Origin of the sequence: Actinoplanes sp. NPDC051475 (assembly GCF_040689425.1) — a bacterium.
Taxonomy (GTDB): domain Bacteria; phylum Actinomycetota; class Actinomycetes; order Mycobacteriales; family Micromonosporaceae; genus Actinoplanes.
Genome location: NZ_JBFAZZ010000009.1, coordinates 1 through 13,667, shown reverse-complemented (window position 1 = coordinate 13,667; position 13,667 = coordinate 1). Strand labels below are relative to the sequence as shown.

At 72.5% G+C, this 13,667-nt stretch carries 9 protein-coding genes; 5 read left to right on the top strand and 4 right to left on the bottom strand.

Annotation, left to right across the window (positions count from 1 at the left end; all coding sequences use genetic code 11):
* Positions 1-88 precede the first annotated feature (88 nt).
* The 3 genes from AB0368_RS19290 to AB0368_RS19280 all read left to right on the top strand — a co-directional run bounded on the left by AB0368_RS19290 (position 89) and on the right by AB0368_RS19280 (position 6,692).
* Entirely contained in the window at positions 89-4,048 is a 3,960-nt protein-coding gene (locus tag AB0368_RS19290; RefSeq protein ID WP_366155537.1) for a HAMP domain-containing protein, read from the top strand.
* 145 nt (positions 4,049-4,193) lie between these two features.
* Entirely contained in the window at positions 4,194-5,003 is an 810-nt protein-coding gene (locus AB0368_RS19285) for a PRC and DUF2382 domain-containing protein (RefSeq protein ID WP_366155248.1), read from the top strand.
* Positions 5,004-5,258: 255 nt separating this feature from the next.
* Entirely contained in the window at positions 5,259-6,692 is a 1,434-nt protein-coding gene (locus AB0368_RS19280; protein ID WP_366155247.1) for a GGDEF domain-containing protein, read from the top strand.
* Here the strand turns inward: AB0368_RS19280 and AB0368_RS19275 are convergent.
* Entirely contained in the window at positions 6,689-8,521 is a 1,833-nt protein-coding gene (locus AB0368_RS19275; RefSeq protein ID WP_366155246.1) for a GGDEF domain-containing protein, read from the bottom strand. The two genes, AB0368_RS19280 and AB0368_RS19275, sit on opposite strands and share 4 nt — an antisense overlap.
* Positions 8,522-8,808: 287 nt before the next feature.
* Here AB0368_RS19275 and AB0368_RS19270 point away from each other — a divergent pair, with 287 nt between their 5' ends.
* Positions 8,809-10,287 (top strand): GGDEF domain-containing protein, encoded by a 1,479-nt coding sequence (locus AB0368_RS19270; RefSeq protein ID WP_366155245.1) that lies wholly within the window; start codon positions 8,809-8,811, stop codon positions 10,285-10,287.
* A gap of 3 nt (positions 10,288-10,290) precedes the next feature.
* Here AB0368_RS19270 and AB0368_RS19265 read toward each other — a convergent pair whose 3' ends face one another.
* Both AB0368_RS19265 and folE read right to left on the bottom strand, forming a co-directional pair.
* Positions 10,291-11,523 (bottom strand): FAD-dependent oxidoreductase, encoded by a 1,233-nt coding sequence (locus tag AB0368_RS19265; protein WP_366155244.1) that lies wholly within the window; start codon positions 11,521-11,523, stop codon positions 10,291-10,293.
* A gap of 1 nt (position 11,524) precedes the next feature.
* Positions 11,525-12,076 (bottom strand): GTP cyclohydrolase I FolE, encoded by a 552-nt coding sequence (gene folE / locus AB0368_RS19260; RefSeq protein ID WP_366155536.1) that lies wholly within the window; start codon positions 12,074-12,076, stop codon positions 11,525-11,527.
* 143 nt (positions 12,077-12,219) lie between these two features.
* Here folE and AB0368_RS19255 point away from each other — a divergent pair, with 143 nt between their 5' ends.
* Positions 12,220-12,924 carry a helix-turn-helix domain-containing protein gene (locus AB0368_RS19255; protein ID WP_366155243.1) on the top strand — a complete coding sequence of 235 codons (705 nt, stop codon included), beginning with the start codon at positions 12,220-12,222 and terminating at the stop codon, positions 12,922-12,924.
* Here AB0368_RS19255 and AB0368_RS19250 read toward each other — a convergent pair.
* Positions 12,894-13,667: discoidin domain-containing protein (locus AB0368_RS19250; RefSeq protein WP_366155242.1), on the bottom strand; the 774-nt coding region annotated here is incomplete at its 5' end. The two genes, AB0368_RS19255 and AB0368_RS19250, sit on opposite strands and share 31 nt — an antisense overlap.

The window sequence follows — 13,667 nt, the reverse complement described above, 5'->3', positions numbered from 1 at the left end:
CAAGATCCATGCATACTTACGGCCGGTCAGCGCGCCCGGCGGCCGCCTGACCGGACGACGAGTCGGGAGGATCGCGGTGGGCGAGGACATGGCGGGTCAGCCGCACCAGAACGGGACGGGCGCGGGGACGGCGGTGGCCGATCCGGATCTGCGGCAGCTGCTGGCGGGCCTGACCGCCGTGCGGGACGGCGACTTCCGCACCCGGTTGCCGCAGGACGGCGACGGCCTGCTCGGCGAGATCGCCACGGTCTTCAACGGCATGGTGGACCAGCTCTCGCTGTTCACCTCCGAGGTGACCCGGGTGGCCCGGGAGGTCGGCACCGAGGGGCAGCTCGGCGGCCAGGCGGAGGTGCCCGGGGTGTCCGGCACCTGGAAGGACCTGACGGACTCCGTCAACGCGATGGCCGGCAACCTGACCGACCAGGTACGCGACATCGCCCAGGTCGCCACGGCCGTCGCGCGCGGCGACCTGTCGCAGAAGATCACCGTGGACGTCCGCGGCGAGATCCTCGAGCTCAAGAACACGGTCAACACCATGGTCGACGAGCTGTCGTCGTTCGCCGCGGAGGTCACCCGGGTGGCCCGCGAGGTGGGCAGCGAGGGCCGCCTCGGCGGTCAGGCCGAGGTGCCGGGGGTCGCCGGCACCTGGCGGGACCTCACCGACTCCGTGAACTTCATGGCCGGCAACCTGACCAGCCAGGTGCGCAACATCGCCCAGGTGACGACGGCCGTGGCCCGCGGCGACCTGTCGCAGAAGATCACCGTGGATGCGCGCGGGGAGATCCTCGAGCTCAAGAGCACCATCAACACGATGGTGGACCAGCTGTCGTCCTTCGCCGACGAGGTCACCCGGGTCGCCCGCGAGGTGGGCACCGACGGCCGCCTCGGCGGTCAGGCGCAGGTCAGCGGCGTCGCCGGCACATGGCGCGACCTGACCGACTCGGTGAACTCGATGGCCGGCAACCTGACCGGTCAGGTCCGCAGCATCGCCCAGGTCGCCACCGCCGTGGCCCGCGGCGACCTCTCGCAGAAGATCACCGTGGATGCGCGCGGGGAGATCCTCGAGCTCAAGAGCACCATCAACACGATGGTGGACCAGCTGTCGTCCTTCGCCGACGAGGTCACCCGGGTCGCCCGCGAAGTGGGTACGGAGGGCCGGCTGGGCGGCCAGGCCGACGTGAAGGGCGTCGCCGGCACCTGGAAGGACCTGACCGACAACGTCAACTCGATGGCGAACAACCTCACCAGCCAGGTCCGGAACATCGCCCAGGTCACCACGGCCGTGGCGCAGGGTGACCTCACCAAGAAGATCGACGTCGACGCCCGCGGCGAGATCCTGGAGCTGAAGACCACCATCAACACGATGGTCGACCAGCTGTCCGCGTTCGCCGCCGAGGTGACCCGCGTGGCGCGGGAGGTCGGCAGCGAGGGGCGCCTCGGCGGCCAGGCGGAGGTCGAGGGCGTCTCCGGCACCTGGAAGCGTCTCACGGAGAACGTCAACGAGCTGGCCGGCAATCTGACCCGCCAGGTACGGGCGATCGCCGAGGTGACGAGCGCGGTGGCCACCGGCGACCTGACCCGGTCGATCACCGTCGACGCCTCCGGCGAGGTGGCCGAGCTCAAGGACAACATCAACTTCATGGTGGAGTCGCTGCGCGAGACCACCCGCGCGAACCAGGAGCAGGACTGGCTCAAGACCAGCCTGGCCCACATCTCCGGCCTCATGCAGGGCCACCGCGACCTCGAGGTGGTCGCCACCCAGGTGATGAACGAGCTCGTGCCGCTCGTCGACGCGCAGCTGGGCACCTTCCTGCTGGTCGACGACGCCTCCGGCGCCGAGCTGCGGGTGGTGGGCGGCTACGGGCACAACAGCGCCGGGCGGCGCTTCGCCCTGGGGGAGTCGCTGGTCGGCCAGGCCGCCCTGGCGAAACAGCGCATCGTCGTCGACAACCTGCCCGGGCACTACTTCTCCGTGTCCTCGAGCCTCGGCGCGGCGACGCCGGTCCAGCTGATCGTGCTGCCCATCGTCGTCGAGGACCAGGTCCTGGGCGTCATCGAACTGGCGAGCATGACCCCGTTCACCGCCGTGCACCGGGACTTCCTGGATCAGCTGATGGAGACGATCGGCGTCAACGTCAACACGATCGTGGCGAACGGCCGTACCGATGTGCTGCTCACCGAGTCGCAGCGGCTCGCCGCGGAGCTCCAGGCCCGCTCGGAGGAACTGCAGGCCCGGTCCGAGGAGCTGCAGCGGTCCAACGCCGAGCTCGAGGAGAAGGCGAGCCTGCTGGCCCGGCAGAACCGCGACATCGAGACGAAGAACTCCGAGATCGAGCAGGCACGGCAGGAGCTGGAGACCCGGGCGCAGCAGCTCGCCCTGGCGTCGAAGTACAAGTCCGAGTTCCTCGCCAACATGAGCCACGAGCTGCGGACCCCGCTCAACTCGCTGCTCATCCTGGCCCAGCTGCTGGCCCAGAACCCCACCCGCAACCTCAGCGCCAAGCAGGTCGAGTACGCCAACGTCATCCATTCCGCCGGCACGGACCTGCTCCAGCTGATCAACGACATCCTCGACCTGTCCAAGGTGGAGGCGGGCAAGATGGACATCACGCCGGAGGCCTTCGACCTGCGCGTTCTGCTGGACTACGTCGAGCAGACGTTCCGGCCGCTGACCACCTCCCGTGGGCTCGCCTTCGAGGTCTCCACCGCCGCCGACGTGCCCGCCGGGCTGTTCACCGACGAGCAGCGGCTGCGCCAGATCCTGCGCAACCTGCTGTCCAATGCGGTCAAGTTCACCGAGGAGGGGCAGGTCCGGCTGCGGATCGAGCTCGCCCGGGCCGACGAGGTGTCACCGATGCTCGCCGACCACGACACCGTCGTGGCTTTCCGCGTGGTCGACACCGGCATCGGCATCGCCGAACAGCAGCTCAGCGCCATCTTCGACGCGTTCCAGCAGGCCGACGGCACGACCAGCCGCCGCTACGGTGGCACCGGGCTCGGCCTGTCCATCAGCCGGGAGATCGCGCACCTGCTCGGCGGTGAGATCCGGGCCCGGAGCAGCCTCGGCGACGGCAGCACCTTCACGCTCTACCTGCCGGCGCAGGCCTCGCCGGGCCAAGCCGTCCCCCAGGACGCCACGGACGCCGCCCCCGGCCGGGAGGAACCCCAGGGTGACACCTCCTCGAGGCCCGGTGGCGGCCGTCGCCTGCTCGTCGTCGAGGGCGCGCCGCTCGGGCTGCTCACCCTTCTCGCCCAGGGCGCGGCGACCGCCGTGGCGCACACCCACGGTGTCGTCGAGGTGGTGACGGCGGTCGACGCCGACGCCGCGATGACCGAGTTGCGGGGCGGGGCGTTCCAGGCGGTGGTCCTCGACCTCGCCATGCCCGACGACAGCGGCTCGGTCTTCCTCAAGGCGTTGCACGACCGCAGCGAGCTGCGCGACCTTCCGGTCCTCGCCTACCACGGCCGGCAGCTGTCCCCGGCGCAGGACACCCTGCTCCAGGCGCTGTCGCACACCCGCCCGCTGGAACTGCTGCCGAGCCTCGACGAACTGCGCGAGCGCATCACGTTGCACCTCTCGGCGGGCGCCGGCGAGGACGTCCTGCCGCGGGTGCCGGCCGGCGGCCCGGCTGGCGACGCCGGCGGCATCGCCATCGGCCGCCTCACCGGCTGCAAGGTCCTGGTCGTCGACGACGACGCCCGCAACGTCTTCGCGCTGACGAACATCCTCGAGCTGCACGGCATCGAGGTGGTCTACGCGGAGAACGGGCGCCAGGGCATCGAGGTGCTGGCGCGGCACGACGACGTCGACCTGATCCTGATGGACGTCATGATGCCGGAGATGGACGGCTACGCCGCGACGGCCGCGATCCGGGCGATGCCCAAGTACGCCCGCCTGCCCATCATCGCCGTCACCGCGAAGGCGATGCACGGCGACCGCGAGAAGAGCCTGAGCTCCGGCGCCAGCGACTACGTGACGAAACCGGTCGACGCGGAGGACCTGCTGGCGTGCATCGACCGGTGGCTGACCGAGCGGGAAGCGCATTGACCCAGCGTTATGAGGGCCTTGGTGATCGGCCGTCCGGTTCCCTCCCCAAACCTGTTGCTGGCCACCGGAAATAGTGATTTTCGGCGCGCGTGGCAGAGATCGTCGGGGGTAGCTGAGGGTCACACCACCGAAAGGAGACAACCCCGTGATCGCGCAGGAGCAAGTGCATTCGCTGTACGGCCGTGAGGTGTACGACCGCGACGGTGACAAGATCGGCAGCATCGGCCAGGTATGGGGCGACGGCATCGGCCGGCCCGCGTGGGCGAGCATCAAGACGGGCCTGTTCGGTCTCCACGAATCGCTGGTCCCGCTGCAGGACGCCGACCTGCAGGGTGATCGCCTCGTGGTGCCGTTCGACAAGGCCACGGTCAAGGACGCCCCGAACGTGGACGCCTCGCACGATGAGCCGCTCGCCGCGGACGAGGTCGGCAAGCTGTACTCGTACTACGGGCTGAGCTGGGACGACAGCTATCGGGCGTACGAGGCCGGCACGGCGGCGGGCAACGCTTCCTACACCGGGACCGACACGGCCGGTTCGGTCGGCCAGGACACCTCCGGGCCGAACACCGACGACGCGATGACCCGCTCGGAGGAGCGGCTCAACGTCGGCACCGAGCGCGAGCAGGTCGGCCGCGCGCGGCTGCGCAAGTACGTCGTGACCGAGCAGCAGCAGGTCACCGTGCCGGTGAAGCACGAGGAGGTCAGCCTCGAGCGGGAGCCGATCACCGAGGCCAACGTCGGTAAGGCGCTGGACGGCCCGGACATCAGCGAGGAGGAGCACGAAGTCACCCTGCACGCGGAGCGGCCGGTGGTGGACACCGAGGCCGTGCCGGTGGAGCGGGTGCGCCTCGGCAAGCAGACGGTCACCGAGCAGCAGACCGTCGGCGGCGAGGTCCGCAAGGAGCGCATCGAGGCCGACGTGCCCGACGAGCAGGGCAACCGCACCTTCGGCTGACCCGAACCCGGCGCCTCCGTCCGCCACCGCGCGGGCGGGGGCGCCTGCCTCAGGCGGTCCCGGCGGCCAGCACGCACCGCCCGGATCTGGGCGATGTGCTGGTCCACCTGCGCGATCAGGCCCGGCATGGCCGGGGCCAAGAGCGGTGACGCGCTCGCAACCGAACACCAACCGACCGGCCGTCCCGCCGGTGTAGTTCGGGAGCAAAGTCGCCCGGAGGCCTCGCGATGCGCCGCGGCGACCGAACCAGTCGTCGTGACCCGTCGGATGCTGGCGCTGTACCTCGCCCTGACCGCCCTCGCCGCCCTGGTGGCGGGCGTGGCCTCGGGCACGCCCCTCGGTGAGAGCTGTTACTTCGGTGCGTACCTGGTCATCTGCGTGCTGGTGACCAGGTCGGCGCTGGCGCGCCGGCGCAGCAAGGAGCGGTTTCCCTGGCTGTACGTGGCCTGCGGCCAGATCGCCTGGCTCGCGGGCGACACCGTGTACCCGGTGACCACGTTCGTGCTGCACGGCACGGACGACGGGGTCGTCGAGGCGGCGCTGTGGACCTTCGGTTATCTGGCGTACGGCGCGGCCCTGGTCGGGATGGCGCGCCGCCGGGCCGGCCGGTGGCTTCGCCCGGCCGTCCTGGACATGCTGACGCTGGCCACGGCCGTCACCATCGTCATCTGGGTCGCCTTCATCTCGCCGTTCCTGGCCGACGCGGCTGCGGACCCGCTCGGCGCCTACCTGTACGTCATGGGCCCGCTCGGCGACATCGTGATCCTCGCCGGCGTCCTGCTGCTGATCCTGTCCCCGGGCACCCGTACCGGCGCGACCCGGCTGCTGCTGCTCTCCGCCGTCCTGCGCATCGCCTCGGACCTGGGCTCGAGCTTCATCCCCTCGGAGGACCTGGGGATGGGCGTCGGCACCGCGGTGATCCTGATGAGCAACGCGATCCTCGTCGCGGCGGCCCTGCACCCGGGCAGCGAGGAGCTGACGGCGGCCGCACGCCGGGCGCCGACGCTGCACCCCGCCCGCATCTGGTTCCTCGGGGTCGCCCTCCTGACGGCACCCCTCGTGCTCTTCTCCCGGACCGGGTACGCCGAGACCGAACGGCTCATGCTGTTCGCCGCCACCCTGATCACCACCGGGCTCGTCCTGGCCCGGTTCGCCAGCGCGCTGCGGTCGCTGGAGCGGGCCGAGCGGCAGCTCAGCTTTCAGATCCGGCACGACCCCCTGACCGGCCTGGCCAACCGGGCCGCGCTCAGCGAGGCGCTGGAGGCGTCCCCGCCCGGCAGCACGCTGCTCTACCTGGATCTGGACGGCTTCAAGGCGGTCAACGACAGCGCCGGGCACGGCGGCGGCGACGCCATCCTGCAGGCCGTGGCGCAGCGGCTGCGGGCCGCGGTCCGGGACGCCGACACGGTGGCCCGGCTCGGCGGCGACGAATTCGCCGTGGTGCTGGCCGGGCTCGGCAGCGGCGACGCGATCCGTACGGCCGACCGGATCCTGCGGGACGTGGCGGTCCCGATCGAGCACGAGGGTGCCTGGTACACCGTCGGTGCCAGCATCGGCATCGCGGGGACGGCCGGCACCGATTCCGGCTCGGCCTGGCGCCCCGCCGCGCTGCTGCGGGCCGCCGACACCGCGATGTACCGCGCGAAGCGCATGGGCCGCGGCCGCTGGATCCTCGCCGAGGCGGCCTAGAGGCCGGCGGTGTCCCGGGCCGCCTTTCGGGCGTAGAGCTCCGCGTCGGCATGGGCGTACAGGGTGTCGAAGTCCTCGCCGTGCTCGCCCGGGACGGCCACGCCGGCGCTGCAGGCGGTGCGTTCGGCGAGCGCCGCCCGCAGCGTCTCGGCGGTCCGCCCCGGGTCTGCGGCGGTGTCCCGGTCGAGCAGCACCACGAACTCGTCCCCGCCGAGGCGGCCGACGATGCCGCCGGGCCGCGCGTGCTGCCGCAGCGTCGCGGCCACCCAGATCAGCAGCTCGTCGCCGGCCGAATGCCCGTGCATGTCGTTGACCTGCTTGAAGCCGTCCAGGTCCAGCAGCACCAGTGCCGCCGGCCGCTCGGCGGCGAACCGCTCGGTGAACCCGCGCCGGTTGAGGCATCCGGTGAGCGGATCGGTACGGGACAACTCGCTGAGCTGTCGCCGCCGCCGCGCAGCGATCCGGCCCTTGTGCCCGCAGAGCGCCGACACCCCCAGTGCGCCCGCCAGGTGCATCGCCACGTACCAGGGATCGGGGTGACCGACCGAGACCGCGATGCCCAGGTAACCGGCGACGATCACGGCCAGCAGGGGTCGCCCCACGCTCGGCGTGGTCAGCGCGATCAGCGGGAGCGGCGCGAACAGCCCGAGCGCCAGCGTGGAGTCGGCGCCGCCGTCGAGGCAGACCACGGTCCCGGCGATGCTGAACTGCACGACGCCGAGGACGAACATCGCCGGGCCCACCCGGCCGTACCGGCTCAGCGGAGAGGCCACCCGCAGCGTCGCCACGCCGATCAGCGCCGCCACCGCCAGCAGCACGCCCATGGCGAGCCGGTGCGGGTGACCCGCGGCGAAGAAGGCCACGTAGAACAGCCCGACGCCCGGGTCGACCATCCCCAGCCGGCCGGAGTCGGCGATCGCCCGCCGGCGCCGCTCGTGCCGGGACACCCGGGGCTCCTGCCGCGGCGCGGCGGCGGCCCGGGCGCGGGCGACGGCGGCCGGCCCGGGCGGCCGGCGGTCGCGGCCCGTCTTGGCGACGTAGACGCGCTGGTCCGCGCGGTGGTGCAACGCCTCGATGCCGGTCGCCTCGGCCGGATAGCAGGCGTAGCCGATGCTGCCCGCCGCGACGCCGTTCAGGGCGGCCCGGACCCGTTCGACCAGCGTGGCGGCCGCCTCGGCGTCGGGACCGGTGAGCACCGCTGCGAACTCGTCACCGCCGAGGCGGCCGACGGCATCGTGCGCGCGCAGCTGGGACTTCAGGGTGCGCGCGGTCCACGCCAGCAGCTCGTCGCCCGCCTGGTGGCCGTACGTGTCGTTGACCTGCTTGAACCGGTCCAGGTCGAGCCGCAGCAGCACGAGGGGTTCGCCGGTCCGCTCGGCCTCGGCGACCTCGGCGGCCAGGCGTGCGTCGAAGCCCCGGCGATTGAGGCATCCGGTCAGCGGGTCGAGCTGTGACAGGACGTCGAGCCGCCGCCGCAGCGAGGCCATCGCCGCCGAATAGCGCAGGCAGAGCAGCGAGATGCCGGCGAAGGCCACGGTGTAGACGGCCGCATACCCGATCGGCGCCGGACCGCCGCCGATCGCGACCGCCCAGTACGCCGTAGCCGAGAGCGTTGCCGCAAGGGCGAAGGCCCGGGGCGGCATGGTCGCGGCGTACACCATGACGGAGAACGGCAGCAGGGCGCCGAGGGGACCGGCGACCCCGCCGTCCAGCAATCCCAGTGCCGCGTATCCGACAGTGGTGAAGACCAGGGCCGCCACCTGCTGGGACGTGCCGCGCCGCCGCATCACGACGGCGCCCAGCACGAGGGTGGCGAGGATCAGCGCCATGGCGGGACGATGCCCGGCCGGCCAGGTCGCGGCCACGTACGGGACACAGACCAGCGGCGTTACCAGGGCTGCATCCGGTCCGCGACGTGCTTGCACCAGAAACCCATCGGCGCGGAAGCGGCCGATATGAGGCTTCTACCGCGCTCAGGAGCACCTGTGCCATCGACGCCGGCACATCTATCATGCTCGGAGTGCTACCAGACGGTAACCGGGCGCGGGGGCCCGTCCTCAGGTCCGGACCCGTGCGGCCGATGAGGCACGTGGACCTCGACGGAAGGACTCCGCTGATGCGCTGGCCGCGCGCCACCGTGCCGGCCTGGCTGGTGCACGCCGGGTTCCTGGGCCTGCTCGCCGTCGCCGGTACGGCGTACGCCCTGGCCGGGCCGGACCGGCGCGCCCTGGTCTACACCGCGGTCACGGTCCTGCCGATCGTCACCTTCCTGGCGGCTCTGGCGAGCGGCAACCTGCCCGACCGCCGGCCCTGGCTGACCGCCGTCGCCGGGCTCGTGCTGCTCACCACCCAGCAGCTGATCTGGCCCGGCTGGATCGCCGGACTGCACCTCGGCCGGGCCGAGGGCTCGCCGACCGACCTCACCCAGTCCCTCGCACACACCCTGTTCCTGGCCGGCACCGCCGCGGCCCTGCGCCGCCGGGCGAGCGCAGACCCGGGCGGCATCATCGACGCCGCCCTCTTCGGTCTCTGCGCCGGCGGCCCGCTCTGGGAGTGGGTGATCCGCCCGCACCTGCCGGCGGGTGCCCCGCCGATGGGCCAGGCTCTGCTCCTCGGCGACCTCCTCGTGCTCTTCGGCGTCGCCGGCTGCCTGCTGCGCCTGGGCACGATGGGCCGGGCCGGCCGTGGCACGCTCGGCTACCTGGTGCTGACCGTGATCCTCACGCTGGCCTCCACCGTCACGTCGTCGCTGGGACCGGGGGACAGCGGTGTCTGGAGCGCCGAGCTGATGCTGGCGGCGTACCTGACGATCGCGGCCGCGCCGGTGCACCCGGAGGCCGCGGCGGTGACCGTGCCGCCGCGCTCCGGGACGGTGGTCAGCCGCCAGCGGCTCGGCTGGCTGGCCCTGGCGCTGAGCGCCAACCCGCTGATCGCGGCGGTCCAGGTGATCCGCGGGGAGGGCTCATCCAGCCTGCTGCTGCCGGTGGGGACCCTGCTGGTCGTACCCCTGGTGCTGCTGCGGATCCGGCTGCTGTCGGCGCAGCGCGACAAGGCCGAGCAGACGCTCGCCTATCACGCCACGCACGACGAACTCACGGGCCTGTGCAACCGGCGGCACATCGCCGCCGAGATCGACCGCGCCCTGCAGGACCTCAACCGCGGCGCACTGGACGAGGTCACCCTCCTGCTGTGCGACCTCGACGGTTTCAAGCCCGTCAACGACCGGTACGGCCACCCGGCCGGCGACGCGGTCCTGAGGACGGTCGCGTCCCGGCTCGTCGCGACGGTCCGCGAGCAGGACGTGGTCGGCCGGCTCGGCGGCGACGAGTTCCTCATCCTGTGCCGGGGCGAGGCCGGGGTGGACGCGGGCCGGCTGCGCGACCGGATCGCCGAGGCGGTACGGGCGCCGATCCCGCTCCTGGACACCACTGTGTCGGTGGGGGTGACGACGGGGGTGGCGCAGGCCCGGCCCGGCCTCGGCGCGGACCGCGACCTGCTGATCGGCATCGCCGACGCCGCCATGTACGCGGGCAAGGCCCGCCGCGGCTACGGCGATCTGCAGCGCACCTCGAGCACCTCGAGCACCGGCGAGTAGCCGTCACCCTGCCTTGACGAGCTCCTCCACCGGGACGTCCGGGTCGGCCAGCCGCTCCTGCGGCACCCGGACCTGGGCGCGGACGAGCTGCTGAAGGTGGTCGCTGACGTCCCACACGTTCGCGTTCATCGCGGCGGCGACGATCCCGTCGTGCAGCCAGAAGGCGAGGAAGCCGTCGGTGCCGGGCTCGCCGCGGAACACCACCCGGTCCCATTCCGGGCAGTGGCCGGTGTACTCCATGCCGAGGTCGTACTGGTCGGAGAAGAAGTACGGGACGTGGGCGTACGCCTCCCCGGCGCCGAGCATGCCCGCCGCGGCGGCCGCGCCCTGATTCAGGGCGTTCGCCCAATGCTCGACCCGCAGCCGGCCGCGGAACAGCGGATGCCAGGCGGCGGCGATGTCGCCGGCCGCGAAGATGTCGGGATGGCTGGTACGCAGGTACTCGTCGGTGACGACCCCGTCGCCGACCGTCAGGCCCGCATCGGCGGCGAGCTGGATCCGCGGTGCCGCCCCGATGCCGGCGACCACCAGGTCGGCCGGTATCCGCGCGCCGGCGGTGGTCACGACCTCCTCGACCCGTCCGGTGCCGTGCAGGGCCGCGACCCCGTCGCCGAGGCGCAGGTCGACGCCGTGCCCGGCGTGCAGATCGCGGTAGACGAGACCGACCTCCCGGCCGAGCACCCGCTCCAGCGGCAGGGACGCGGGCTCGATGATCGTGACGGGCAGGCCGCGGCTCCGCAGGGACGCGGCGACCTCGCTGCCGATCCAGCCGGCGCCGATGACGACGGCTGCCGTGGCCGTGGCCGCGGCGGTGGCCAGCGCGTCCGCGTCGGCCTTCGTCCGCAGGTGGTGCACGCCGGGGAGGTCCGCGCCGGGAACCGTGAGGCGGCGGGCCTGCGAGCCGGTGGCGATCAGCGCCTTGTCGAATCCGAGGGTGGTGCCGTCGGACAGGGAGACCGTGTGCCCGGCGGGATCCAGGGCCGTGACGGCGGTGCCGGTGAGCAGCTCGACGGAGTGCGCGGCGTAGAAGTCCTCGTCGTGGACGAAAACCGAGTCCTTGCCGGCCTCGCCGGTGAGGTAGCCCTTGGACAGCGGCGGGCGCTCGTACGGCCGGTCGGATTCCTCGCCGATCAGCACGACCCGGCCGTCGAATCCCCGTTCGCGAAGGGCCTCGGCCGCCTTGGCGCCGGCGAGTCCGGCGCCGACGATGACGAAGATGCGCTGGTTCGTGGTCATGTCAGCTCCTCACGCCGGCGAGGGCGTAGAACTCGGCGCGGGTGGCGGGGTTCTGGCGGTGCAGGCCGAGCAGCGTGGACGTGACCGTCGTCGTGCCCGTGGCTCGTACGCCCCGCAGTGACATGCACATGTGTTCCGCCTCGAGGGCGACGGCGACGCCCTTGGCCTCCAGGTTGAGCTGGAGGTAGTCGGCGATCTGCCGGGTGAGCCGCTCCTGCACCTGCAGTCCGCGCGCGAAGTGTTCCACGACGCGGGCCAGCTTCGAGAGGCCGACGATCCGCTGGTCGGGGAGGTAGCCGATGTGGGCGACGCCGTGGAAGGGCAGCAGGTGGTGTTCGCACAGCGACCGGAACGGGATGTCACGGACGAGGACCAGCTCGTCGTAGCCGTCGTCGTTGGGGAAGGTGGTGAGCGTGAACGGCTCGGGGGTGAGCAGCTCGAAATATGCGGAGGCCACCCGGCGCGGGGTGTCGAGCAGATGCTCGGAGTGCACATCCTGGCCCAGCGCCATCAGCAGATCCCGGACGGCCTCGGTCGCCGCGCCGAGATCCATCGTGGTGACGCCGTGGACCGGGCGGATGGCGGTGCTCGTCATGAGGAGGCCCCTTCTCTAACGGAGATTTTCCTTGACGTTAGAGCGCCCGGCTGATTTCGTCAACATGCGTGTCCGTTAGAGTGGAAGGCGGAGGTGGTCCGATGTCCGAGGACTTCGCGGCCGACGTGGCCAGCGTCGCGGCGCTCGGTGAACCCGTGCGCAGGGACCTGTACCGCTACGTCGTCGCCCAGGACGAGCCGGTGAGCCGCGAGGCCGCGGCGGCCGCCACGGGCATCGCCCATCACGTGGCGAAGTTCAACCTCGACAAGCTCGTCGCCGAAGGGCTGCTGGAGGTCGAGTACAGGCGCCCACCCGGCCGCGGCGGCCCCGGGGCCGGCCGCCCGGCCAAGCTCTACCGCCGGGCCGGTCGCGACATCTCGGTCAGCCTGCCCGAGCGCCGGTACGACCTGGCCGGGCAGGTGCTGGCCGAGGCGGTCACCGTCGCCGCCCGCGACGGCGTACCCGTCGGCGAGGCCCTGCGCGAGGCGGCCCGGACGACGGGCAGGGTGCTCGGCGAGGAACGCGGGCCCGGCGACGCGCCCCTGGACCTGATGTCGGTGCTGGAGCGCAACGGCTACGAGCCGCGTACGGCCGACGGCGAGGTCGTCCTCGCCAACTGCCCGTTCCACCGCCTCGCCGGCCAGTACACCGAGCTGGTGTGCGGGATGAACCTCGACCTCATCGACGGGCTGCTGACGGTCGTCGGCGCCCAGGGCCGGTGCGCGCGGCTCGACCCGGGGCCCGGCCGGTGCTGCGTGACCATCGGGGAGCCGGGTCAGCGCACCTCGAGCTCGAACAGCGAGTAACCGTAGCGGCTGGAGCGCCGGGTGCCGTACACCCGCACGTAGCGCCCCGGCGTCTGCTCCGCGTCGATCGTCAGGTCACCGCCCCACCCGTCGGCCGTCGCGTACAGCTGCTTCCACCTGCGGCCGTCCGTGGAGATCTCCACGCGGTAGCTCTCGGCGTACGCGTGCTCCCAGCTCAGCCGGATCTCGCTGAGCAGCCGGCGGCCGCCGAGGTCGACCGTCAGCCATTGCGGGTCGCTGAACCCGCTGCTCCAGCGGGTGTCGCGGTCGCCGTCGACCGCGTTCTCCGGGCCCCAGGCGGCTCCCTCCGAGCTGGAGGCCGACACGGGGCGGTGCAGCGCGAGGTTGCGGCGTCCCGGGTTGGGGACGGCCTTGGCGGGGGTGGGGCTGCCGGCAGGTGTGGCCGGTCGGGTCAGGGGCGGCGCCGATGGCGGCGACGGCGACCGTGCCGGTGGAGACGGCACGGGCGTCGAGTTCGCGGCGGCCTGCGGCGAGGACGTGGCGGGCCGCAGGTCGCGGGTCGCGGCGACGACCAGCCCGACGATGGTCAGACCGGCGACGATGAGCAGGGCGGCGAGGGCGGTGACCAGCTTGCGGCCGCCGGGGGCCGGCGGGGCGGCGACCGGTCGCGGCACCGGGCGGTCGCCCAGGAGCATGTCCAGCAACTCCCGCGCACTCGGACGATCCCGCGGATCCTTCGCCAACGCCAACCCCACCACCGCCCGCAACGGCTGCGGCAACCC

What these genes read in the sequence shown, in the direction of transcription:
- AB0368_RS19275 (WP_366155246.1), bottom strand. Translation starts at nt 8,521, where the DNA reads ATGGCGCTGATCCTCGCCACCCTCGTGCTGGGCGCCGTCGTGATGCGG.
- folE (WP_366155536.1), bottom strand. Translation starts at nt 12,076, where the DNA reads ATGGATCTCGGCGCGGCGACCGAGGCCGTCCGGGATCTGCTGATGGCG.
- AB0368_RS19270 (WP_366155245.1), top strand. Translation starts at nt 8,809, where the DNA reads ATGCGCTGGCCGCGCGCCACCGTGCCGGCCTGGCTGGTGCACGCCGGG.
- AB0368_RS19255 (WP_366155243.1), top strand. Translation starts at nt 12,220, where the DNA reads ATGTCCGAGGACTTCGCGGCCGACGTGGCCAGCGTCGCGGCGCTCGGT.
- AB0368_RS19290 (WP_366155537.1), top strand. Translation starts at nt 89, where the DNA reads ATGGCGGGTCAGCCGCACCAGAACGGGACGGGCGCGGGGACGGCGGTG.
- AB0368_RS19265 (WP_366155244.1), bottom strand. Translation starts at nt 11,523, where the DNA reads ATGACCACGAACCAGCGCATCTTCGTCATCGTCGGCGCCGGACTCGCC.